Genomic DNA, 22,987 nt, shown 5'->3' on the forward strand with positions numbered 1-22,987 from the left:
CCATGGTGAAGATTCCCGATATCGAGGATTTCAGCTCCCGCCGGGATTTCGGCGTGGACCGGGATGTGCGTCCGGCGATGACGCAGGCCAACATCTCCAACGCGGGCGCGCCCGGCGCGGCGCTTGCCGGGGTGGGGCGGGCCGTCTCCGGGCTGGGCGGCGACCTTCAGGCTGTGGCGGAGAAGCAGAAGGCGGAGCAGGATCAGCTCGCCGGCTTCAAGGCCCAGACCGGCTATTACGAGATGCTGGGGAACATCGACCGCGAGTCGGCAGAGGCCAGGAAGAGCGCGGCCCCCGACGGCACCGGCTGGGACCAGACCTCGGCCGGCATCCGCCAGCGCAACACCACCTCGTTCCTGAACGGTCTGACGGACCCGAAGCTGCGCGCCCGCTTCGAGCCGCATATCGCCGCGGTGAACCGGACCTATGAGACGAATGACCGCTCCTTCGTGGAGCAGCGGCGCAACGGCTTCTACAAGGCGGAGATCGACAAGTACGGCGGCGCCACGGCCGTCGCATTGGAGAAGAACCCGGATAGCTGGAACGATGTGGTGGGCGGCTTCGCCCAGCTCCTCGCGAAATCGGCTCTCCCGGACAAGGACCGCGAGGCGGTGCTGGACAAGGGCACGCGTCAGTTTGCTCAGGCCCGCATCCGTGGCTTGGTCGCCCAGGGCAGGGGCGAGGAGGCGAAGGCCTTCGCCGATCAGGAGGACGCGCGGGAGGCGGCGCGGGTTGGAGTGACGTCGGCTTCTCCCGTCGATCCAGTTCCGTCTCGTCCCGGTGCTGGCGGCGTTCCCGAGCGATATGCCAAAAACCCCATTGCGCAGAAGGTCGCAGCCGCGGCGCAGGCGGCCGGCCTCCCGCTCGACATCGTCATGCCGGTGGTGGCTCAGGAGAGCGGCTTTAATCCGTCGCTCCGCCCGGTCAAGGATGGCAGACAGCTCTCCTCGGCGCTCGGTGTCTTCCAGCTTCTCAAGGCTGAGCGGGAGGCCGCAGGAATCGGAGACAGCACCGACCCGGACGCGCAAATCCCGGTTGGCGTCCGCAAGATGCAATCGGTCTATGGCACCGCCAAGAACGCGCTGGGGCGCGATCCGACGCCCGGCGAGTTCTACGTGGTCTATTACCAGGGCGAGGGCGCCGGGCCGAAGATCCTGCGCAACCCGGAGGGCGATTTCCGCGCCACGGTCGGCCAAAAGGTGATCGACGCCAACCCCTGGCTCGCCAATATCAAGACGAATGCCGATTTCGTGCAGTGGACGACGCGGCGGATGGAGGAGCGCGGCGCGGGGAATGCGGCGGGCGTCCCGGTCCAGGGCTCCCTTACCCTCGGGGCCTACGCCACCTCCCTGCAGAACCAGCAACAGCATGCGCAGCTCCAGCAGCAGAATGCCGAGCGCGCGGCGCAGAAGCAGCAGCACGAGGCTTGGGTCAACCAGTTCGAGTTCGGCGTGATCGACGGAAAGGTGGGGATGGCGGACCTCCAGCTCGCGCGGGACAACGGCTTGGTCACCGACGCGGGCGAGTACCAGAAGCTCGAGAAGCTGATCGAGGATCGGCAGGGCGAGACGAATATCCTCGCCGACGCCATCGACAAGATCGACGGCCAGAACAAGGCCTATGCGTTCGACCCCCTCGATAAGGACGACAAGAAGGCGGTGGAGGCCTACTCGCAGGCCTACAAGCTGGGGGTGGGGATCGGGAAGCAGGATTCCTCCGTCATCAACCGGGCGGTGAATGTGGTGGATCGCACCGGCATGATCCCACGGGACGTGGTGGGCCCGTTGCAGGCCAAGTTTCGGTCCACGGACGTCGGCGCTTTCACCTTCGGCATGCAGGCCATGCAGGCGCTGTATCAGCGCAGCCCCGACGTGTTCGCCAAGACCTTTGGGGAGAAGGTGGCCCAGACCGTCTCCAACTGGGGCGAGCTGGCCTCTTATAATTCGGCCCAAAAATCGTTCGACATGATCAAGAGGAATAGCGATCCGGCATTTGCGGCAGAGCGAGAGCGCCTGCTGAAGGCTGCGGACAAAGCGATGAAGGATGCGCCGATCACGGCTGCCGACCTGCCCGCCATCTTCTACGGCAGCATTGACTACGAAGGGCCGGAATCGAAGGACCTCGGCCCGTGGGATCGGGACCGCTGGGCCGGCGGACCGCCGCTGGCTCCGGCCCAGTCCGCCCAGCTGCAGTTCGACTATGCCAAGCTCTATCGGGAGAACTATGCAGAACTCGGCGGCGATGCCGATGCCGCGAAGAGGACCACCATCCAGCAGATGCAGCGCATGTGGGGCGAGACCCGGGTGCATGGCGCCGGCGGCTCCTCGGCCTGGGGCGTGTTCGGCCTGCGCGACCGGGTGGTGAAGTACCCGCCGGAGCGGTTCTATCCGCCGGTGGACGGCTCCTACGACTGGATCAAGGGCGCCGTGGAGGACGCGGTGAAGGGCAACGCGGGGACGGTGGCCGACTGGGAGCTGCTGCCGGTGCCCGAGACCGCTGCCGACGTGAAGGCCGGCTCCGCGCCGCGCTACGGCATCATGGTGAAGAACGAAGCCGGCGTCTGGTCGGAGCTGCGGGACCAGACCAACCAGCCGCTGCACATCGACTTCGACGCCAAGCCCGGTCGCCGCGCCAGCCAGGACAAGGCCCAGCAGGATGCCGCGGCAGCGGCGGGGCGGCAGGCGGCGGCGGGGGATGCGAACCACGACCTCTTCCAGCCCGGCGGCAACCCCTTTGCGCTGATGCCGCAGGAACAGGTGGCGCCCGGTCCCGAGGTGAACCCCGCCATGCAGCGCCGGTTCGGCCCCAAGGGCGGCGTCGGAAGCGCCAAGATCCCGGAGTGATCCTTCATGGTCGATGAAACCACCTTGCCGGTGTCTCCTGGCGAGGCGAGCCCGGCTGCGCCCGCTCCTGAGGAGCAGGGGCCGATTGCTCCAACGAAGAGCTATCGCCTCACCCCGCGCGCGCCGGGCGGCACCTTTCTCATCCAGCCGGCCGAGCCGCTGCGGGAGGAGGAGGGGCCGCCCATCCCGCCGCGCGGCATCGGCGGCGGCATTGCGGACTGGATCGAGAACCAGAGGCAGGTGGCGAGCACCGTCGGCTACGAGAATCCGGTGGTGACCACGGCGCGCTCGGTGGCGGACCACTGGGGCCTCAAGCGGGACGACAGCTATGACCCGTGGCCGGACATCGAGGGCACGGAGTTTGCCGGCAACCGGAACTTCATGCGCGAGGCGATGTTCGTCGGCTCACGCGCCGAGCTGGACCTGCTGAAGCGGCGTCACCTTGAAGAGCAGCAGAACGACGAAATCCGCTCGCAGAACCCGGTTTCCACCTTCGTGTGGGGTCTTCTCGGCGCTCCTTACGATCCGACCAACCTCCTGCCCGGAGGCGCGGTCTACCGGTCGGGGCGCCTCGGCCTGGGCATTGCCCGCAGCGCGGCAGAGGGCGCGGTGGCCGGCGCGGCCGGTGGCCTAGTCTCGGAGATGATCGCCCAGAACAACCTCCACACCCGCACCCCGCAGGATCTTCTCACCAGCACCGCTATGGGCGCGGGCTTCGGCGGCCTGATCGGCATCGGAGGTTCTGTGCTCGGCGAGGTGCTCGGCCGCTCGGCGTCCCAGCTCTCCAAGACGGAGTTCGACCGCCTGGCCCAGAACATCGAGGTTGGCCCGCGCCCGGTCTTCGACGATGTGCGCCGCCAGCTTGTGGACGCAGGACTGCCGGAGGAGGAAGCCGCAGCGAATGCAGCCATCTGGCAGGCGCGCTATGCGGCCCGTGCCGAGCGGCGCGGCCTCGGCGAGAGCGCCTTTGACCTCTATCGGACGGAGCGGGTCGATGTGCAGGCGGGCGAGGCCCCGGAGGCGATGGGCGGGGAACAACTCGGCCAGTTCGCAGGTCCCAGCGCCCGAACCGCAGATGCCGGCAAGTTGGCGACGGCCGAGGACATGGAGAAGCTCGGCTGGGACAAGGATGCCGTGTGGATGGCCACCGGCTGGGGCAGGGGGGCGGACGGCAAGTGGCGGTTTGAGATTCCCGACGATCTGAAGGGCATCGGGGCCGACGTGCCGGACAAGCTGCGCGCGGTCCCTGCCGGCCATGGCATTCGCCTCAGGGAGCTCTACCGCAACCCGAATCTGGAGAAGGCCTATCCTCAGGTCTTCGATCTGCCGGTGGCGACGACTTCGCGCGGGGATGGGGCCTTCGATGAGAAGGCCGGGGTCATCTGGCTGAATCCTGAGGCGCCGGTTGAGCAGGTGCGCCTCGCGCTGATCCACGAAATTCAGCACGCCATCCAGGCGGAAGAAGGCTTCGCGCGCGGCTCGAACTCGCGGATTGCAGGAGCCTCCGCCGAGGCAGCATCTGGCCGGATGGCCGGTGCCGCGGAGAAAGTGCAGGCCCGGGTGGCTCTGCTGGGGGAAAGCCCGGAGAGCGCTGCCGCGTTCGTTGCGAAGCACGAGCGGCTCGACGCCGATGAACTGGCCCGGTGGGCAGGGAAAACGCCCGAGGAACTGCGCGCGATCCACGACGAAAACAGGCCGGCGGAGGTGTATCGCCGCAACGCCGGCGAGGTGGAGGCGCGGAACACTGAGGCCCGATCTGCGATGAGCGGCGAGGAGCGACTTTCCTCCCCGCCTTGGGACACCGAGGATGTCCCGCGCGAGCGCCAGATCGGGCGTGAGGGCGATGACCGGTTCTACCAGTCCGTGCCGGAACAGGGGTTCCTCGGCGAGGCTCAAGGCAAGGTCATCGACGACACTCTATCGGGGGTGTCCAAGGACAAGCCCGCGCTGTTCCCTTCGACGCCGAAGGTGTTCACGGCGCTGGGGGTCAAGGACACCCCCGTCGTCCTGCCGCCGAGCGTCATCTGGAAGGCAGTGGACAAGCACCACATGACCCCTGCGGAGATCAAGGGCGCCGTCGATGCGCTGTCCAATCCGGTCATGGTGTTCGATAGCGCCACCTCGGCGCACAGTCTCGTAGCACTGGTGGATGTGCCGGGATCGACGAAGTCAATCGTGGTCGCTCTGCACCACAACGAGAAGGTCGGGCGCACGGAGATCGCGCGCATCGCCTCGATCCACGAGCGAGCGTCTCCTGGCCACATCCTGAACTGGATGGCTCAAGGGCTGACGCGCTACTTCAATAAATGGAAAGCCGGCGCCTGGGTACGATCCAGAGGGCTACAATTGCCCAAGGATGGTTCACCCAGGAACCGGCAAGGGCTACGTGTACTCCAACATCGCGATATTTTCAATTCGGAGCTGAAGCAGTCCGGCGAGGGCGCGCCGCGCGGCGCGATCACGATGGAGAGCAACCGCGCGCTCATTGAGCTGTTCCGCGGGCGCGATCAGTCCACCTTCATGCACGAGTCCTCGCACCTCTGGCTCACAGAGCTGATCCGGGACGCCGAGGTGAGCCCCGCCGTGAAGGAGGACCTGGATCAGGTGCTCGCCTGGTTCGGGGTGGACGATGCGTCCAAGATCGGCCGGGCCGAGCACGAGAAGTGGGCGCAGGGCTTCGAGCAATACCTGCGAGACGGCAAGGCTCCGTCCTCCGCGCTCCAGCGGGCCTTCGACCAGTTCAAGGCGTGGCTCACCGCCATCTACAAGAGCCTGACCGACCTCGGCGAGCCGATCCCGGATGAAATCCGCGGCGTCATGGACCGGATGCTGGCCGCCGAAGAGCGTCCGGACAGCGCCGGCGGGCTCGGTGCCTCCGGCGGCGCCGCTTACCGATGGGAGGAGGGCAACCGGCTGAAGTCCTCCCTTGGCGCCGCGGAGGTGGCGGGGAAGACGCCCATCTACGGCTCGCCCATCGCCTTCGTGCAGACGTCGCCCATCGCCGCCACTCGGCGGGCCGCGGAATGGATCGGCGACGGGCGCCTCTCCTACGCGAAGAACGCCGAGGGCGTGCCGACGGCGGCGGACGAGGCCATCGGGCTGCGCGGGAACCTTGATGACGTGAGGCGCCTCGCCCGGGCGAAATACGCCGCCTACACCCGCACGCTGGAGGACCTCTACAGCCAGTACCGCTTCGGGCGGCACAAGAGGTTCGGGGACAACGTGCTCAAGATGTTCCCGGACCAGCAGCACCTCGACTTCGCCGACTTCAAATCGGAGGTGTTCCACGCCGCCAACATGGGCGACAAGCACGCGATCCCCGAGGTGGCGAAGGCGGCCGGCGAGTTCCGGAAGATCGCCGATGCCCTGGCCGACAAGGCGGTGGAGATCGGCATTTGGAACGAGAAGCCCAGTCCGGCGGGCACGCTCTCCTATGCCACGCATATGTTCAACACCCGCCTGGTGGGGAAGCGGAAGCAGGCGTTCGTCGCCGACACCCAGGCCTTCTATGCGGCGGACCAGCAGGCGAAGGCCCGTCTCCAGTCCCGCATGCAGGAGCTTGCCCAGCAGCGCGACGAAATGGACGTGCGCCAGCGCAAGCTCCAGGGCCGCATGGACACGGTGGACCGGCAGGAGCAGGAGCTTGCCGCCCGGACCAAAGAGCGCGGCATGGAGACCGCGCGTGCCGGCAAGCGCGCGGATCAGCTTGAGGGGCAGGCGACCGGCGCCGCGGAGAAGGCCACCTCGCTCGATGAGTTCGTGGGGGCGGTAAAGGCGGACCTCACCAGCCCGCAGGCGCTGGCGGAGATCGATGACCTCAGGGCGCAGGCCCGGGAGATGAGCCGCCTCGCCAAGCCCCGGACGCAGGCGGACATCACCCGCGCGGCGCGCTTCGAGCGGGATGCGGTGCTCTCCGGCGTCCGGCTCGCGGCGGAAATCGTGATCGGCCGCAAGCGGTCCTACGAGCCGCCCTTCTTCCTGCGCTGGATCGCCCGGCAAGGCGGGGTGAGCGATCCCAACGGCACGCTGAAGGGGAGCGACATAGGCCTGCGGGGCGTCGTCTCGGAGAAGGGGCGCAGCTTCGATCAGCTCGGCGAGCGCATCGCCGAGGAGGCCGGCGGGCTCCTGCCGGGTCGGCCGGGTGCGAACGAGGTCGAGGACTGGATCGTGAACGCGGCTCGGGGTGAAGAGCCTAGCTGGTGGACAGCGCGCCACCTCGATGCCGAGCACGCGGGCCAGTCGCGGGTCGCCCAGGAGATCCAGCAGATGGCGGCCGAGCGCGGCGTCACGCTGCGCACCCTCGACGACGTGGCCACCTTCCTGCGCGGCGAGGAAGGCAGGCCGCAGACCCTTGAGGACCTGGAGCGCCGCGTCGCCGGCGAGGAGCACATGCGCTCGGAGGGCATGACCGGCGGCGCGATGGCGGAAGAGGCGCGGCAGGCGCTGGAAGGGGCTCTGGGGGAACGCGCATCGGCGCGGGCCGCTGTGCGCGACGCCATGGTGGCGCTGGCCGGCGTGCGGCGCCGCATGGGCCGCGCCGAGACGAAGGCAGAGGAGGCGCTGCGCGCGCTCACCGCGAACACCGACCGGATGGACACGCTTTCGGACCGGGCCATCGATCTTTCCGTGCGCCGGCAGATGCTCGAAGCCGCCATGGCGAACCACGAGGCGGAGGCGGCCGCCCTGCGCGGCAAGATGGAAGAGGTGGTGGGCGCCTGGAACGGCAACAGCTCGAAGGGCGCCAAGCGCGCGCTGGAGAAGAGGCAGGCGGCCGGCGAGGGTATGCCGGGCGACGCGCCGCGGCTCCGGACCGCCGACGGCTCGGTGGACGATGCGGTGGAGGCCATCCTGAAGGCGCGCACCGACCTAACGCCGGATGAACTGCGGGGCCGCGCCAACGAGACGTGGCAACGCGTAGTGGGCACGCCGGCCGGCCGCTTTCCCTATGACGATCAGGCCGCCACCGGCGCGGCGATCCGCACCGGACGGGAAGAGCTGGGCCGGACCTTCCAGGGGCGCACCTTCGCCATGCCGTTCGAGACCAAGGCGAAGTGGCTGGAGACGGACATCGAACACGTCGCCCGCGTGATGATCGAGCAGATGGAGATGGACATGGCCATCGTCCAGCGCTTCGGCTCCGTCACGGACATGGGCGGCGCGAAGCAGATCAGCTCCGATGGAACCATGGTGTTCAGGGAGATCGCGGACGAGGCCCAGCGGCAGATGGATCAGTTCGCCGCCGATTACCGGGCCAAGAATGGGAAGGAGCCGACGGCCAAGGAGATCGAGGCGTCGAACGAGCGCACCCGCAAGCGGGCCGACGACGACATCAGGACCCTCATGAAGCTGCTGGAGCGTCAGCGCGGGTTCTTCGGCATGCCCAACAATCCGCAGGGCATCGAACACCAAGCGGCCCGTGTCGCCCGCGGCTTCAACATCCTGACGTCGCTGGGCTCGGTCCTCATCTCCTCCATGTCCGACCTCGCCACCCCACTGGTGCGTCACGGAATGATCGAGCTGCTGGGCAACGGCTGGGCGCCCTTCGTCTCCTCCATCGGCCGGGAGGTGGGCGGCCGGGCCAAGGAGGAACTGCGGCTGATGGGTGTGGGCCTCGACCTCGAGCTCAACGCCCGGATGGCCGCCTTCTCGGACGTCCTGGACGACTACGGCCGGGGCTCGCCGCTGGAGCGCGCGGTGGGCGCGAGCGTGAACAAATTCATGGCCATGACCATGCTGCCGCAGTGGACCGACATGGGGGAGCGCGTCGTCGGCTACACGGTGATGAGCAAGACGCTGAAGGCGGCGCAGGCGGCAACCGAGGGCCGGCTGAAGCCGCGGCAGCGGGAGATGCTCGCCGACCTCGGCATTTCCGAGCCCATGGCGGCGCGCATCTGGGCGGCCTTCAGCGCGGACAACGGCGGCGAGCGTTTCAACGGGCTGTGGCTCACGAACACCAGCGCCTGGCAGGACTTGAGCGCGGCTGAGGCCATGAGCATCGCAGTGGGCCGTGGGGTCGAACGCTCCATCGTTCGGCCCGGCATGGAACGGCCCTTCTGGTCGCAGGGCAACGAGGCGGGCCGGCTGGTCTTTCAGTTCCAATCGTTCATGACCGCCACCGCCCAGACGGTGACGCTGGCCGGGATCCAGCAGCGCGACGCCCGCGCCATCATGGGATTCGCTGCCATGATCGGGCTCGGGGCGATGAGCTTTGCGGCGCGTCAGGCCATCCAGGGGCGCGAGGTCCCCACCGATCCGGTGAAACTGGTGGTGGAGGGCCTGAGCACGTCGGGCCTGCTCGGCTGGCTCGATCAGGTGAACACGGTGGCGGAGAAGGCGAGCGGCGGTCACGTCGGCCTTTCACGCCTGACCGGCGAGATGACCTCGAAACACCGCAACTATGGCTTCTGGGGCACGGTTGGGGGACCAATCGCCGGCAAAACGGAAGACGTCTATGACGTGAGCCAGAACCTTTGGAAGGGCACGGCCAGCGGCTATGACGTCAACAAGCTCCGCCGCTCCTTCCTGCCCGGCCAGAACTTCTGGCTCCTGCGTGGCGCCATCGACAACCTCGAAGACGGCCTCACCAAGTCGCTCGGCCTGAAGCCTCGCAAACGGTCGCTCAAGGTCGGGGCGCAATAAGCGCCCCGGTCCCTGCGGTCACTTGCCACCCGGTCGCTCGCTGGAGGCACGGCCGCCGCAGCGAGAGCCGTCGGAAGCTCGATCGCTGGGGTTATCGCAAGGCCCGGCCGTCGCCACGGACGGGACAATGGTTGCAGCGAGAAGAGTTGCGAGAACGAGTTTCTTGAGCATTCAGCCCTCCCAATTTTGGCGCACAACCCAAGCATGTGCCGATGGTGGAGTCGAGTCAGCACAAGGATCACCACCATGGGAATGACTGACCTTGCCGCCGGCTTCATCACGGCCGCGGCGATCAAGGGGCCGTGCCGCGTGGCCACCCCTGGCGTGAACATCACGCTGAACGGGCTCGCCGTGCTCGATGCCATCACGCTGATCGATGGCGACCGGGTGCTGGTGAAGGACCAGACCGCGAAGCACGAGAACGGCATCTGGATCGCCCGGGCGGGCAACTGGGAGCGGGCGGCGGACTTCGATAGCAACAAGGAGGTGACGCGGGGCACGCGGGTCTTCGTCACTGATGGATTCGCCGGCGCGAACACCGAGTGGTGGTGCACCACCTTGAACCCGGTTCCGGTGGGCACCGGCGCCGTCACGTTCGCTCAAGCCTCCACGACGGGCGCGGCCGTGCCGCCGGTGCGGAAGGTGGAGGCGGGGGAGGGGCTCTCCGGTGGCGGCGACCTGACGCAGAACCGGTCCCTTAAGCTCAACATCGCTGGTCTCGACACGGTCGGAGAGGTGGATCCGGCGGCCGACTATGTGGCGGTGGTGGACGCCAGCGACTCCGGCAAGCAGAAAAAGGTGCTCGCCGGCCTGATCGCCGCGGCCGGCAGCGTTCCCTCGTCTCGGGAGATCATCGCCGGCACAGGCCTCTCCGGCGGCGGAGCGCTGGCCGATGATGTTGATCTCGCCCTCGACCTGTCCGGGGTGACGGCGAAGGCGAACATCAACTTCGCCACGGACCAGATCGCGCTCCATGATCCCGCCGCGCCCGGTCCCGCTCGATCCCTCGTTTCCACCTTCGTCTCCGACATGGCGAAGCGGCGCGCCGCGGGCACCGATCCCGCATTCCTGTCGGCGAGCGGCGCGAAGGTGGACCTGATCGTCGCGGAGGAGGTGGTCGCGCTCGCCGGGGCCACTACTGACACCGCCATGCAGATCCCGGCCAGCGCCATCCTGCTGGCCGTCTCCACTCGGGTCACCACCGCCGTGACGGGGGCCGCCTCCTTCAATGTGGGGACGGCAGGCGCTCCGGATGCCTTCGCGGCTGCGCTCGCCACCGGGGCGGGCTCGGCCAACCAGGGGGCGGTCGGCGCCGGCGTGATCGCTGCAGCAACCGCGATCCGCCTGTCTGCGGTCGGGAGCAACTTCACCGGCGGCGTGGTGCGCGTCGCCGCGATCTACCTGCGCATCACCGCGCCCACCTCCTGAGGCAGCACCATGGCCATCCCGAACTATGTCCCCCTGTTCGGCAACAGGGTGGGGATTTCCTCCGGCAAGCCTACCCGGCTGGTGCTGGACGGCGTGGAGCAGCCCGGCCTCGATCTCGCCGGCGGCTGGGAGGTGGACGCGAGGGCAGGGGTCTCCGGGGCGGTGGCCCTGAACATCGACCTCACGCGCGCCTTCTCGCTCACGCTCACCGGCGACGCGGCGCTCTCCTTCACATCCTCGCTGGCCGGCCAGCCGGTGTGCCTGTCGGTGGTGCTCCAGATCGTCCAGGGCGTCGGTGGCAACCATCTCGTGACCTGGCCCGAGGCGGTGAAGTGGTCGGGCAACTATGCGCCCTCGCTTCTCACGGTCGCCGGTGGGAAGGATGCCTTCCAGCTTCTCTCCTTCGACGGCGGCCTGACGTTCGGCGCCGGCCGCATCTTCCAGATCGGATAGGGAGGCCCCCTTGGCCCTTTCTCTCGACAACGCCTCGGCGGATTCGCTGTCGGCGCTCCTCGCCGCGCGCCTGACGGATGGCTTCCTCGAGCTGTACAGCGCCGCCGACGCGCTCTTGCTGCGCACACGTCTGCCGCTCGCCGCCTTCGAGGCCGACGAGGTGAACGGCGGCCAGAAGCTTGCCGGCGAGTGGTTCGGGACCTGCACCACCGGCGGCACCGCGACGAAGTTCAAGCTGAAATCGTCCGACGCCAGCATCTCGGTGAACGGCACCGTGTCGGGGCCGGGCGGAGGGGGCGACGTGGTCGTCTCCAACCCGGTCATGACCTTCGGCCAGCTCATCGAGGTTCTCTCCTGCCTCCTGACGTACAGGGTCTGAGCCATGGCGGTCGCGACCACCTATTCCGGCGTCTGGGATGCCGGGGACGTCACGCACGCCGGCCCGTTTTCGCAGGCCGTGGACCTTTCAGGCGCAGGCCTCCTCGTGGTGGTGGTGACCTGGAATAACGTCAGCGAGGACTTCCCGCTCGTGACCTATGGCGGGGCAACCGTCCTGCCGGTGGGCGCGCCGCGCGTGGTGGACACGGATCTCGGATCCACGACGGCGGTCTTCGCCCTTAAGGCGCCGGCGGCCGGCAGCAACACGCTCCACGTGGGCGTCAGCTTCTCTTTGGGCAACACGGTGGTGGCGGCGGTGGGCATCTCCGGCGACGCGGGGCTGCTCGGCGCGCGCTGGTCGGAGGACGCGAGCGCCGAAGCCTTTCCCCCGGTAGGGGCCGATCCCGACAAGGCAACCTCGCTGCTGCTGGTGGCGGTGGCGGAATGGTTCTGGAACGCCACCATCACACCCTCGGCGGGCTGGACGGGCCTCGCCACCGGCGGCGTCGCGGGGCGACACCTCCACCTTTACACGGCGCCGGGCAGCGCCGATCCGCTCGAGCTGACCGCGGACAGCTCCACCAACCTCATGATCCTCGGTGTGGAGATCTACGAGGCGGGCGAGACCCTGCCCGCTGGCCCGGTGACCGTGGAAGCCTATGGGGTGCTGGACTACGGCATTCTGGGCGACACCAGCGTCACCCACACCATCGCCGTCGCCGCCTGCGACCTGCTCGTCCTGGTGCTGGGGAGCACGGGCAAGACGCTGCCCAAGGTGACGGTGAACGATGTGCCCCGCAGCTTCGTGGACCAGCTTGTCTTCGACGCCGGGGACGGCATGGTCGCAATCCTCCCGGTGCCGCACCCCGGGGCCGGGACGATCAGCATCAACCTCTCGGGTTATTCAGGCTACAGGGGCGCGAACATCCTTGGGGCTCTGGCGCTCTCGGGGGTGACGGGACAGGTGCCGGCGCGGGCCTTCCACTATGAATCGGCCCCCTTCGTGCGCACCGATCTCACCGGCACCGAGCCGAACAGCGGTCTCTTCGGCTTCGTGACCACGCTCTGGCAGGGTGCAGGCACACCGGGGATGACCTGGGGATGGAGCCCGCTGGCCAACACCCAGGGCGAGAGCATCTCCATGGCGGTCTTCTCCGGCCCGCCGCCGGCGGATGGGACCGTAGAGGTGATCTCCGTCTCGGAAGCCGCATATCCCGCCCAATGCGTCCTGCTGATGGACTTCGCGGCGCGCCCCGAGGCAGCGGCGGATCTCACGGCCTCGGCGACCCTGCGAATGCTCGCCCCCAGCGTGGACATGACCGCGACCAACGTCGGCAAGCTGGAGCCCGACGGCCAAGTGTTCGACGTCTATTGTGAATCCTGGCTGGAGAAGAACCTGCCGGCGAGCCCCGACCTCCTCTACCTCACCCACGTCCCGAAATATGTGCGGTACTTCATCCTGTCGTTTGCCGAGCCGCTCATCACCTATACGGGGCTTGAGGACAACGTTGCCGCCACCACCTCCGTGCGCTTCAACGGGACGGGGCACCAGTTCAAGGCGGCGCTCGATCTGCTGCGGGCGCGCAACCCGGGCATCAAGATCATGCTCTCGGTCCAGCAGAGCACGGTCGATGCGTGGAAGCCGGAGCCTTATGACCCGACCGGCTGGGGCGGGCTCACCGAGGCGCACATGCTCGCGACCCGTAAGTTCTGCGAGGACATGGGCATCCAAGCTATCGATATCGATTACGAGACCTTCAGCCAGAACCTCGACCCGACCTATCACTGCTGGACCGCCGAGGATGGCGAGCGCCACTGCTACCACGATGCGGAGCTGGTGAGCGTCATCAAGCTGTACCGGGAGTATTTCCCCCGGCCGGACTACTATATCACCGCCGCCCCGCCGCACGTCGGAGCCTATTTCGGCGAGTTCGCCAACGAGACGCCCGTGGGTTGGAACAGCGGCTACATGGCGTGCGTGAAGCGGGACGCCGAGGCGCTCGCGGCGCTGGATGGTCTCCACATCCAGACCTATGACGCCGGAGCGACCTTCAATCCCCTGCGGGCCTTCGCCGCCTACCAGTTCCACTTCCCGTCACTCGACCTCTACATGGGCCTGCGCACGGGATCCCCGGAATGGGAGGGGGTGCACCGCTCCTATGGCGAAATGGCCGAGATGCTGAACTTCGTCATCAAGAAGGGCGGCAAGGGGGCCTTCATGTACTCGCTTCTGGGCGGGGTCCTCGAACACCCGGGCAACGTCACGCGCGCCTGGCCCGACGGGAACATGGCCGCCCAGCTCACCGCGTGGCTCTACGACCTGCCGGAGGCGACCAAGCCGCTCGCCTCGGACGGCGGCCTGGGCGCGGGCGGCGCCATCCTCATCCCGCGGCTCACCTGATCCATCCGGAGGTTCCCCATGGCCGAATCCTACCAGATCCAGCGCACCATCGGCACGGCCACGGACGCCGTCGCCGTCGTGAAGTCCGACGCCACCGTCTATGACCCGCCGCTCGCGGCGCTCTGGGTCGGCGGCGGCGGCGACGTGGCGGTGCGCACCCGCAAGGGGTCCACCGTAACCTTCGTCGGCGTGCCGGCCGGGACGATGTTGCCGCAGCAGGTGGACAAGGTGCTCGCCGCCACCACGGCAACCGATATCGTCGGGCTGCGGATCGATGCTTGAGCTCGGTCCTTCCCTGTGGTCGGCGGCGCCGATGGGGGTGAGGTCCGGCCTCGGCCCGGAGCTGGTGACCAACGGCACCTTCGACGCCGGCTTGACGGGCTGGTCCCACATCAATGCGGATGCCAGCGTCGCCGACGGCGTCGTCACCGTGCTGGCCACCGGCGCGAACGGGCGCATGGAACAGGCCGTCACCCTAGAGGCGGGTGCCACCTATCGCGTCTTCGCCGACGTTAGCCTGCTCGTCGGCGCCGGCTTCGATGTCCAGATGATCCGCGGCGCGGCGGGCGATTATGCCTGGATCGGCACCGCATGGACCGGCGACGCGGGCCCGGGCGTCGTCGAATACACCTTCGTGGCACCTGGCGCAGACGCCATCATCCAGATGGTGGCCGGCGCTTCCGGCGTGTCCTTCACCGCGGACAACGTCTCGATCCGCAAGGTGGTCGGCTGAGGTCTCACCTGGTGAGCCGGGCGACCTATGGGGGCAGACCGCCCGGCTTCCATCCGCCCCGGTCAGGGCCAGGGGCAGACAACCCAATCTGACACGGCCGCCTCCGGGCGGCCTTTTCATTTTCCAGCACCCAGAGGATCAAACATGTCCATGACCTTCAGCGAGCTGAGGGGCGATTACGCGCGCCTGCTCGCCACCATGACCATCCGCCCTGAAAAGCTCGCTGCCGCTGACGCAGTCGCGCGCAAGATCGTGGCGAACCGGCCCCGATATGAAGCGGTCTCCAAGGCGACCGGCGTTCCATGGGCCATCATCGGCGTCATCCACGCGATGGAGTGCGGCCTCAGCTTCAAGCAGCACCTGCACAATGGCGACCCTCTGACGGCGCGCACGCGGCAGGTGCCGGCGGGGCGTCCGAAGGCGGGGTCTCCTCCCTTCACCTGGGACGAGAGCGCCATCGATGCGCTGCGCTACGACGGCCTCGACAAGGTGACGGACTGGTCCGAGGAGCGCGAGTGCTTCGTGCTGGAGGACTACAACGGTTGGGGCTACCGGAAGTACCACCCCGAGGTGCTCTCGCCTTACCTGTGGAGCTATTCGAACCACTACCTCCATGGGAAGTATGTGGCCGATGGCGAATGGGACCCCAGCGCGGTCTCCGGCCAGTGCGGCGCCATCGTGCTGCTGAAGCGCGTCCGTGCCCTGGCCGCGGCGGCCGACACTCCGCCTTTGCCCGATCACGTGCCCATTGAGGTGGCGCCTGCGCCGCCCTCCACCACCGCACAGAAGGCCGGGTCCGCTGCGGCCGGCGCTGTGACCGGTGCCGTGGTGGCGACCTCCGCCGGCATGCAGTGGTGGGAAATCGGCCTTATCGGCGCCGGCTGCGGCCTGATCGGCCTCGCCATCGTCCTCATCCTGAAGGGGAGGAAGTGATGACCGTCGCACACTTCATCTTCGGCCTGGGCCTTGTCGCCTTGGCCATGGCGCTTGCCTACCTGTTCGCTCCCAAGGGTTGGCGTACCTTCGTGTTCAACGGGCTCACCATCGGCCTGGAGGGCGTGCCCTACGTCCTCGATCAGTTCGGAGCGGTGGACTGGGTGAGCCTGCTGGGCGAGCGCAACGGCGCCTTCGTCGCGGCGGCCATCGGCCTCGGCAACGTGGTCCTGCGCATGACCACCAGCACGCCTCCCATGCGGAAGGAATAGCCCATGCTGACCGCCATTCTCGGGTTCGTGCTGAAGCTCCTCTCCGGTGGGGTGGTGGACAAGGTCCTGGGCCACATGGAGGCCCAGGCGAACACCGAGACGGAGCGCGAGCGCATCCGGACGCAGGCCACCATCGAGGCCATCCGGGCAGAGACAGCGGCGCAGACGGAGGCCCGCGCCATCATCGTGGCGGAGCAGGGCCGCTGGTACACCGCCGCGGTGCGCCCTGCCTTCGCGCTCATCTTCATCATCTTCCTGGCGAAGGTGGTGATCTGGGACAAGGTGCTGGGCTGGGGCACTACCGACGATCTGTCCCCGCAGCTCTGGAACGTCTGCATGACCGTCGTCGGAGCCTACTTCTTCGGGCGCAGCGCCGAGAAGATTTCCTCCATCGTCACCTCACGCCGAAAGTGACCCATGGCTGACCTGCCCCCTGAGCCGACGATCCTCGGCATCAAGCTGGCCCATCTCATCGCCGGCGCCGCCGGCGGCCTCGCCCGATCGCTCACGAATCCAGGAGGATCGATCATGCGCCACATCACGACGGCCGTTGTCGGCACCATCGTGGCGGGCTACGGGACGCCTGCCGCTGCGGCTGTGACCGCCCGATATCTGGGGGTGCCGGATATCCCTGTCGCCTCCATGGAGGGCATGGTCGGGTTCGTCCTCGGCCTCATCGGAATGTCGCTGTGCGAGGCGCTGATGCGTTGGGCGCGGATTTGGCGGGACGGGCCTCCGCCAAGCCTCCCACCCGCTCCGCCGCGCGCCTGACTGATCTCATTGGAGCGTCGGCGGGAAATTAGCCTCTCGAAGCTACCTGATAGACCCTATTGCCGACCACTAATCCTACTGGGGAGTTACGTCATTGACGGTGCGGCTTATGCGGCGAATGCCGGAGCTTTCTGGCTCGCCGAATCCGGCAAACTCTCTTAGGTTGATCTGCGGCCCCATAGGGAGTCTGGATTGTAGGGTGGCGAAATGTCAGTCGGGAAAGGAAAGTTGGCAAAGGGTGTCGTGGGCGGGTGGCTTTTGCACCACGACCAGAAGCTCTTAAACAGCAAGACTGTCGCATTCGATAACATTGCAATCGCGGGCCGATCGGCCCGCTTGCTATCGGCCATCGCAAGGGAAGATGAATGGACCGTGACTCACGAGAGAGTCGTGGAGCTCGGGCGCCAGCTTGGTATTCGGAAGCACGAGCTCCCTGGTCTGCTCGACGTGCTGGGATCAGAGGGACTGGTTCACAGCGAGGATAATGGCGTTTCGGTATTGGGCGTAACACAAGCTAGGCTTTTAGAGCACGCGGCGAACATTTTCGATGCTCACGATCCAGCAGGGATCGAGTATGCAGCGATCGAGCTTGCGGAGCTTGGAAGCACAAGTCCCGTAAGGAAGGCTGACTGCGCAGAAGAAATAGCAGATACATATAATCTTTCGCGCGTCGAGATTCAGGATTTATTTTCACAATCCGAGCACATTGGGTTCGTAGACTATGAAGGTAGGGGTGAAGATCGCCTATATTTCAATGGATCATTGTTTAAGCGGGAGCACGCCGAGAAAGCCAGAAAGATTCTGGAGAGTCTCACAGCAGTAGAGCAGAATAACCTTATGGAAGCTGACGAGCGGCTGCGGTTGAGCGGTTGTTTGCCTGCTGCAAGTGTTCGTAAAATCATAGGTGACGTGCTTTGGAGTAAGCTTCACCAAATTGGCTATTTCGAGGTCAGCATTGTTTCGAACGAATTCGGGAGTACGGAATTTGTCACGAAGCCGGAAGCTCTAACAAAATTCGTGCCTTCGGGGCTCGCCGATATGCTTGATGACGCGAAGGCTCTGTCCAGCAGCCTAACTTTCGGCATTTTGGCGAGCCCTCCCGAGCGGGGTAGGATACGGTCACCGCAGGTACTGATGGACGCTTTCATCGGTCGAGGGTACGTCGAAGGGTGGGCAAACGCGATCACGCGAGACTATATCCCACTTGAGCGAAAAGGGGTTGTCCATGTGAGTTCGTCGTCAAGCGGGCATAGGCTGACGCTTCTCAAGCCTGAGGTCGGCAAAATGGCCCGCGAACTGGTTCTCAAGGGCAACGCTGCCAACATCGCGGCCGAGCTTGTGATTGGCAATCGCGCGGCAGACTTTGTGGGGCCGGAAGCCGTGAGAACCGAAGAGCGTCGGAAGGAGATACCGGAGGCAAAGGCTGCGGCTGCCCGGTCGCTGAACATATTGAGGAAGCGGTGATGGCGAAAAATCCCGATGGCATCGATAAAGGCGGCGCGGCCGAGGAGGCCCTTCGCGAGTATTTCAGGGGGCTTGGGTCGTTTGTCCTTCGAGGCATTCCGGTTAAGGAGGGCTCCGAGACGGTGACCGACATCGATCTGTGGGTCTACACGCGCTCTAGCCCGCTCTCCCGTCATGTCAGCATCGTTGATATCAAGAACAAGAAGCGGGGAAAAGCCTTCGAACGAGCCATTTGGCTGAAAGGTCTCCAGGCTGCCGTAGGTGCGGATGATGCGGTTATTGCTACACATGGCGCGCGAGACAGCGCGTTTAAGTTTGCTAATCGGCTCAAAATAAAGGTCCTTTCGGTCGGCGTCTTCGATGCGATCGTCAAACGGTACTCGAAGGACAGCGAGCGTCTATTTTTGGAAGATCTGGAAGGGCAGTGGAGGCAGGTCGCTCTCGGGACGTCAAACGTAGCAACGTTGATGGAGAGTGCTAAGCTTGAGGTTTCGAAGGGTATAGACTTCGCAGCTCTAAATCACTGGGTGGATGACGCGGTCCGACTTTTAATGGAAGCGCGAGATCGGGAACGTCCTATGACTGGTCCGATTGCTAGGGCATTTTACTATTGTTGCGCCCTTGTGGCGATTGGCGCAGACTATCTTGGTCGCGATCATGTTTTTTCGGACCACGATACCAGGAAGGATCATTTCCGCTCAGGTATGATTTTCGGCCAGAATGACGACGCCGTAGCGAAGAAGTACCTCGATTTTGCCGAGAGTGTAGCTACTGAATTTCTTGACCAGAGCGGCGCAGCCGCAGCGCAAATTAGGAGCGGCTTTGAACGTGCGACCTCAGAGCTGCCGGTCGAGGGGCTTGTAGAATTCTTTTCAAAGGCGAACTCAGGCCATGAGCTATTTAAGGCCGCCCAAGACTTGGAAGAGGCCGCTTTCGCTAAAGTCTGCATACGTCCTTCGGAGCTGAAGAGCATAGAGGCCAAGGTCGTCATAGGCCTGCTCTGCGATTATGGTGGTGTTCGCCGCTCGGAGGTCCTCGGGAATTTTGAGCTCCCTAGAAAGCAGAAGGCCGGCGATAGCGCCCCTCAAGGGTCATTACCAATTTAGCGTACTTCATGTGCGCTGCGATCTCATGGTGGCTAAACCCCGGGGCGGTGTCGTCATGGGTCCAGCTTCTGCGGTTGCCTCGATGTCTGTCAAGCGTGCATATGAGTGGCGGTGTAAGCCACCACGCTAACTAAAAAAGAGTTTACGAGACTGGTCTGCTACGTCTCCGGTATTGTGTTGGCGGGCTAATACCTTAACCTAGTAAGGGCATATGCTTCCCGGGTTTGCGACATGGACGTATCTTCCTCTGAAAGCGCCAAACGCCCCTCTCGGCCATTGTCCAATTGGGCGCAGATCTTCTCAGCAGGAACCTCGCTAGTGACTGTCGCGCTGGCGGTCTACGCGTTGTTCTTTTCCTCGACGTCGCAGGCACTTGTTCAGTATCTTCAATCAGAATTGGCTTATCGTAATCGCGTAATCCTCAATCTTCAGGATACGAAAGAAAATCTTGAGAAAAATATCTCTTCCAAGGAGGGGGAGCTCCGCAAGCTAGATGAGGAATCGACTAAATTGAAATCGGAAATTGCTTCCCTTGGCGAACTCCGATCGAGTGCGGAAGCGCAGATTGCAGCTCTAAAGCAGGAGCAATCGGATCTATCAAAGGCTGTTGTTGAAGCTGCGTCCCAGTCCAAACAGAATGAGTTTTCTTATATTAAGGAGCGGTTGGCTGGTCGGTCGGAGGCAGTGATTGTTGCTCCATGGGTTCTTACAATCCTTTGGGATGAAAATAGGACCCGCATTAGGAGAGAGGTGATCTGGCCGCATTATCTCAAGTTCTATCAGGAGTCTGCCGATAAAATACCCGAACCCCAGCGGCAAACAGCTCAGAAAATTGTTCGACTATTTCAAAATCAATGCAGTCGGTTTAGTAAAATCACGTTTGAAATTCCGGTTCCGGTAAGGCGTATAAGCCCGGATTTTGAGCGGTTATCTGATCCACGCATTGAGAAGATTCAGAAGAAGGCGCTCGATACTGAGGAGCAGATCGTAAGGTGCATGCGATCCGTTCAAGACGAGTAACGTCGCTTGGACCGCTTGAGGTTGGACCTTGGGAATGGAACCTAGCGTTTAGCGACCGCACAGCGCCCGCCGCACGACAGCCCCTATATCTCGTGGCTTGTTCCCTGTTCGTTCTCATGGAATCCATAGGCGCAGATCAGCGCCGGAGATGACCCATGTCGAGCGAGCCACAGCCCGCCGAGCGAGCCCCTTTTGACGTCAGCGATGCAGAGATAGACGAGGCTTTGGCGGCCTGCGATGGGGATCCGCGGGCGACAATCCGCGCGCTCTTGGTCGGGCAAGCCTATCTTGAGCACGAGATGTCCCGCCTTAGGGTGGAGGTATCGTCGGGCTTCCGCCGCGGTCGTGCGGTGCCGGGGTCATGACCCGGCGTACCAAGCGGCATTGGTCTCCGACCCAGACGGAGGAGTTCATCCGCACCGTCGCAGCCGCTCGCTCCTCGGTATTCCAGTTGATGGCCATCGCACCCATCGGCTCACCGGAATACCGAGCGCTCTCTGCGTTCCTCGACGCGATCTTGCAGGCTGCTATCTTCCTGGATCGGGACTGGACGAAGCCGGAGCCGAGCAGGGCGGGGCGAGAATGAGGCGTGCGGCGACACTGGCGGCCATTCTGTGCCTCGCCGCGACGGCGGCCAATGCGGAGCCGCTCGCCGGCCGAGCCTCGGTGATTGACGGCGACACCATCGAGATCCATGGCATCCGAATCCGCCTGGAGGGGATCGACGCGCCAGAGAGCCGGCAGACTTGCACGTCCAAGCAGTCGGGCGAGGTGGTCCGCTGCGGCCAGAGGGCCGCCTTCTTCCTCGCGGACCTGCTGGCCGAGCACGCCGTCACCTGCACGGAGGCTGGGAAGGACCGCTACGGGCGGATGCTCGCCCATTGCGCGGTGGAGGGGCAGGATGTGGGTGCCTCGATGGTGCTCGCCGGCTGGGCGCTCGCCTTCGTCCGGTACAGCCGGGAATACCTGCTTCAGCAGGAAGAGGCGCGCACGGCCAGCGCGGGCATGTGGGCTATGGAATTCGTGGCCCCGTGGGACTGGCGGAAGGGGGCTCAGTGACGTTCCGGCACCGTCGAACGGCGCCTCTGCCGATGATAGCCTCCCTCCATCGGCTTCGTCCGTGGGAGGGAATCATGAAGACGCTCGCCATCGCGTTCGCCCTGCTGTCGCTTTCGGCTGCCGCCGCCTCGGCGGACACCTGCGTCGCCAATGCCGACGCGAAGAAGCTTGCCGGCGCGGCCCGCACCAGCTTCCTCACCAAGTGCCAGAAGGACGCGACCGCGGCCTGCGGTACCCAGGCGACGGAGAAGAAGCTCCACGGCGCTGCGCAGACCAGCTTCACCACCAAGTGCGTGAAGGATGCCGTGGGGCAGTGATCGCCCGTCGAAGCTCAGCTTGCCGACTGTGCTGACGGCTCGCCTGGCTTAGCCATCGGCGCGTGCCCCTGCGGCCATACGATGTTCGGTGCGGCGTCTGCGGGCTTCTTCCCCTTGGGATAGAGAATGACCCGCAGCGGGTTCGGAGTGTGCTCGAGGGTGGCGCCCGACGCCGCGTCGGCAGCGAGGCCGATCACCCCGCCCACGATCGCATTGCCCACGATCCCGGCGGCCGCGCCTTCGCCCGCGATGCGGGTCTTCACCTCGACCTCTTCCGGCTCAAAGCCCGCCTTCGAGAAGGTAACGGAGAACTCGTCTTTCCTGTTCACCGTCATTGTGCAGGGGGTCGTGCAGGTGAAACCGGTGGAGGTGCGGACATCCGCCCCGGTGGGCTCGGACTGGATCTGGACCTGGCTCGTGGTGCCGCGCGTGATCGTCGCGCAGCCGGCAAGCGCCGCCGCGGCGCCCAGGACGAGCGCCAGCCTCATTTTCGTATTCATGAAAGTCCCCTGACCTAAGGGGAACAATGCCAAGGCAGAGGTTGAGAGTCTACCGCCTTTCTACCCTCGGGTAGCGCTGGCATCCGGCGGGCGCGGCAGTTCATGCCGAATCGCCTCACCTTCTCCTGCCGCGCGCGCTGGCCTGCGCCCTGGAACGAAGCGGGATCACGAGGGGCGCGAGATAGGTATGGGTGCGCTCAAATCGCGCCCCCGCAACCAAAAAATCCTTGATTTATCAAGGCTTTCGCAAGGGTCGCCGCAAGGCGGCCCTTTTGCGTTTGGGCTCTGGTCCGCACCCGGTCCGCACCAAGCCAGATTTCGCCCGACTTCGCGCTATGCCGTCCTACGGGCGCTCCGATGCGCTCGAAAAGCGCCGGAAGCTCATGGAAGCGTGGGCGGCGTTCGTGAGGTGAGCCGCTCGCACTTCGGACGGGTGCGGGCGGCGAGCGTCGTCGCCACCGGCACTCCGGCGGGACGTGCTGCGCTTCGCAGCTGTCCAACTTGGAGACGCCCGCGCCACTTCCGTGCAATGGTCGATCGCCTAGAAGCGGATGTCGGCTCTAGTCACGGCACTGCTGGGGCTTGGATGATCCTTAGCGTGAGGCGAAAAGCCTCCAGCAGAACCGGAATTGCTCGCGTAGGGACGGGGGCAGACAATCTGCTTCATCGA

19 protein-coding genes are annotated in these 22,987 nt (G+C 65.5%); 18 read left to right on the forward strand and 1 reads right to left on the reverse strand.

Annotated elements, in window-relative coordinates:
* The first annotated feature begins 2 nt into the window (after positions 1-2).
* The 18 genes from XAN126_RS0110935 to XAN126_RS0111025 all read left to right on the forward strand — a co-directional run bounded on the left by XAN126_RS0110935 (position 3) and on the right by XAN126_RS0111025 (position 21,817).
* Entirely contained in the window at positions 3-2,843 is a 2,841-nt protein-coding gene (locus XAN126_RS0110935; RefSeq protein ID WP_024278638.1) for a transglycosylase SLT domain-containing protein, read from the forward strand.
* A 6-nt stretch (positions 2,844-2,849) separates the two neighbouring features.
* Positions 2,850-9,482, forward strand: coding sequence for an LPD23 domain-containing protein (locus XAN126_RS0110940; protein ID WP_024278639.1), 6,633 nt, complete (start codon positions 2,850-2,852; stop codon positions 9,480-9,482).
* 246 nt (positions 9,483-9,728) lie between these two features.
* Positions 9,729-10,910, forward strand: a complete 1,182-nt coding sequence (locus XAN126_RS27120; protein WP_155982283.1) for a hypothetical protein — start codon at positions 9,729-9,731, stop codon at positions 10,908-10,910.
* Positions 10,911-10,919: 9 nt separating this feature from the next.
* Complete coding sequence (locus tag XAN126_RS0110955) at positions 10,920-11,363, forward strand: hypothetical protein (RefSeq protein ID WP_024278640.1); 444 nt, start codon at positions 10,920-10,922, stop codon at positions 11,361-11,363.
* Positions 11,364-11,373: 10 nt separating this feature from the next.
* A complete protein-coding gene (locus tag XAN126_RS0110960; protein WP_024278641.1) occupies positions 11,374-11,742 on the forward strand; it encodes a hypothetical protein in 369 nt (122 codons plus the stop codon).
* Positions 11,743-11,745: 3 nt separating this feature from the next.
* Positions 11,746-14,142 (forward strand): glycoside hydrolase family 18 protein, encoded by a 2,397-nt coding sequence (locus XAN126_RS0110965; protein WP_024278642.1) that lies wholly within the window; start codon positions 11,746-11,748, stop codon positions 14,140-14,142.
* Positions 14,143-14,160: 18 nt separating this feature from the next.
* Positions 14,161-14,424, forward strand: a complete 264-nt coding sequence (locus tag XAN126_RS26255; RefSeq protein ID WP_024278643.1) for a hypothetical protein — start codon at positions 14,161-14,163, stop codon at positions 14,422-14,424.
* A 31-nt stretch (positions 14,425-14,455) separates the two neighbouring features.
* Positions 14,456-14,875, forward strand: a complete 420-nt coding sequence (locus XAN126_RS0110975) for a hypothetical protein (protein WP_155982284.1) — start codon at positions 14,456-14,458, stop codon at positions 14,873-14,875.
* 144 nt (positions 14,876-15,019) lie between these two features.
* Positions 15,020-15,808: a hypothetical protein gene (locus XAN126_RS0110980; protein WP_024278645.1), complete on the forward strand. Its 789-nt coding sequence runs from the start codon at positions 15,020-15,022 to the stop codon at positions 15,806-15,808.
* Positions 15,808-16,080 carry a hypothetical protein gene (locus tag XAN126_RS0110985; protein ID WP_024278646.1) on the forward strand — a complete coding sequence of 91 codons (273 nt, stop codon included), beginning with the start codon at positions 15,808-15,810 and terminating at the stop codon, positions 16,078-16,080. Before XAN126_RS0110980 ends, XAN126_RS0110985 begins: the two co-directional genes overlap by 1 nt.
* A 3-nt stretch (positions 16,081-16,083) precedes the next feature.
* Entirely contained in the window at positions 16,084-16,494 is a 411-nt protein-coding gene (locus XAN126_RS0110990) for a 3TM-type holin (RefSeq protein ID WP_024278647.1), read from the forward strand.
* A gap of 3 nt (positions 16,495-16,497) precedes the next feature.
* Positions 16,498-16,851, forward strand: a complete 354-nt coding sequence (locus tag XAN126_RS0110995; protein ID WP_024278648.1) for a hypothetical protein — start codon at positions 16,498-16,500, stop codon at positions 16,849-16,851.
* Between the two features lie 228 nt (positions 16,852-17,079).
* Positions 17,080-18,315: a hypothetical protein gene (locus XAN126_RS28290; RefSeq protein WP_155982285.1), complete on the forward strand. Its 1,236-nt coding sequence runs from the start codon at positions 17,080-17,082 to the stop codon at positions 18,313-18,315.
* Positions 18,315-19,421 (forward strand): hypothetical protein, encoded by a 1,107-nt coding sequence (locus XAN126_RS0111005; protein ID WP_024278650.1) that lies wholly within the window; start codon positions 18,315-18,317, stop codon positions 19,419-19,421. Before XAN126_RS28290 ends, XAN126_RS0111005 begins: the two co-directional genes overlap by 1 nt.
* Before the next feature lie 231 nt (positions 19,422-19,652).
* Complete coding sequence (locus tag XAN126_RS28295; RefSeq protein WP_155982286.1) at positions 19,653-20,441, forward strand: hypothetical protein; 789 nt, start codon at positions 19,653-19,655, stop codon at positions 20,439-20,441.
* Positions 20,442-20,802: 361 nt separating this feature from the next.
* The gene (locus tag XAN126_RS0111015; protein ID WP_024278652.1) at positions 20,803-21,027 is read left to right on the forward strand and encodes a hypothetical protein; all 225 of its coding nucleotides are present in this window, start codon (positions 20,803-20,805) and stop codon (positions 21,025-21,027) included.
* Positions 21,024-21,500 (forward strand): thermonuclease family protein, encoded by a 477-nt coding sequence (locus XAN126_RS0111020; protein WP_024278653.1) that lies wholly within the window; start codon positions 21,024-21,026, stop codon positions 21,498-21,500. The genes XAN126_RS0111015 and XAN126_RS0111020 overlap by 4 nt, the downstream gene beginning before the upstream one ends.
* A gap of 74 nt (positions 21,501-21,574) precedes the next feature.
* Positions 21,575-21,817 carry a hypothetical protein gene (locus XAN126_RS0111025; RefSeq protein WP_024278654.1) on the forward strand — a complete coding sequence of 81 codons (243 nt, stop codon included), beginning with the start codon at positions 21,575-21,577 and terminating at the stop codon, positions 21,815-21,817.
* Between the two features lie 14 nt (positions 21,818-21,831).
* On the opposite strand, the gene XAN126_RS0111030 is transcribed toward XAN126_RS0111025, so the two are convergent.
* Complete coding sequence (locus XAN126_RS0111030) at positions 21,832-22,317, reverse strand: PEGA domain-containing protein (RefSeq protein ID WP_024278655.1); 486 nt, start codon at positions 22,315-22,317, stop codon at positions 21,832-21,834.
* Positions 22,318-22,987 lie beyond the last annotated feature (670 nt).

The organism is Xanthobacter sp. 126 (genome assembly GCF_000526175.1).
GTDB classification, from domain to species: Bacteria; Pseudomonadota; Alphaproteobacteria; order Rhizobiales; family Xanthobacteraceae; genus Xanthobacter; species Xanthobacter aminoxidans.

What these genes read in the sequence shown, in the direction of transcription:
- XAN126_RS0110935 (WP_024278638.1), top strand. Translation starts at nt 3, where the DNA reads ATGGTGAAGATTCCCGATATCGAGGATTTCAGCTCCCGCCGGGATTTC.
- XAN126_RS0110940 (WP_024278639.1), top strand. Translation starts at nt 2,850, where the DNA reads ATGGTCGATGAAACCACCTTGCCGGTGTCTCCTGGCGAGGCGAGCCCG.
- XAN126_RS27120 (WP_155982283.1), top strand. Translation starts at nt 9,729, where the DNA reads ATGGGAATGACTGACCTTGCCGCCGGCTTCATCACGGCCGCGGCGATC.
- XAN126_RS0110955 (WP_024278640.1), top strand. Translation starts at nt 10,920, where the DNA reads ATGGCCATCCCGAACTATGTCCCCCTGTTCGGCAACAGGGTGGGGATT.
- XAN126_RS0110965 (WP_024278642.1), top strand. Translation starts at nt 11,746, where the DNA reads ATGGCGGTCGCGACCACCTATTCCGGCGTCTGGGATGCCGGGGACGTC.
- XAN126_RS26255 (WP_024278643.1), top strand. Translation starts at nt 14,161, where the DNA reads ATGGCCGAATCCTACCAGATCCAGCGCACCATCGGCACGGCCACGGAC.
- XAN126_RS0110975 (WP_155982284.1), top strand. Translation starts at nt 14,456, where the DNA reads ATGGGGGTGAGGTCCGGCCTCGGCCCGGAGCTGGTGACCAACGGCACC.
- XAN126_RS0110980 (WP_024278645.1), top strand. Translation starts at nt 15,020, where the DNA reads ATGTCCATGACCTTCAGCGAGCTGAGGGGCGATTACGCGCGCCTGCTC.
- XAN126_RS0110985 (WP_024278646.1), top strand. Translation starts at nt 15,808, where the DNA reads ATGACCGTCGCACACTTCATCTTCGGCCTGGGCCTTGTCGCCTTGGCC.
- XAN126_RS0110990 (WP_024278647.1), top strand. Translation starts at nt 16,084, where the DNA reads ATGCTGACCGCCATTCTCGGGTTCGTGCTGAAGCTCCTCTCCGGTGGG.
- XAN126_RS0110995 (WP_024278648.1), top strand. Translation starts at nt 16,498, where the DNA reads ATGGCTGACCTGCCCCCTGAGCCGACGATCCTCGGCATCAAGCTGGCC.
- XAN126_RS0111005 (WP_024278650.1), top strand. Translation starts at nt 18,315, where the DNA reads ATGGCGAAAAATCCCGATGGCATCGATAAAGGCGGCGCGGCCGAGGAG.
- XAN126_RS28295 (WP_155982286.1), top strand. Translation starts at nt 19,653, where the DNA reads ATGGACGTATCTTCCTCTGAAAGCGCCAAACGCCCCTCTCGGCCATTG.
- XAN126_RS0111015 (WP_024278652.1), top strand. Translation starts at nt 20,803, where the DNA reads ATGACCCGGCGTACCAAGCGGCATTGGTCTCCGACCCAGACGGAGGAG.
- XAN126_RS0111020 (WP_024278653.1), top strand. Translation starts at nt 21,024, where the DNA reads ATGAGGCGTGCGGCGACACTGGCGGCCATTCTGTGCCTCGCCGCGACG.
- XAN126_RS0111025 (WP_024278654.1), top strand. Translation starts at nt 21,575, where the DNA reads ATGAAGACGCTCGCCATCGCGTTCGCCCTGCTGTCGCTTTCGGCTGCC.
- XAN126_RS0111030 (WP_024278655.1), bottom strand. Translation starts at nt 22,317, where the DNA reads ATGAATACGAAAATGAGGCTGGCGCTCGTCCTGGGCGCCGCGGCGGCG.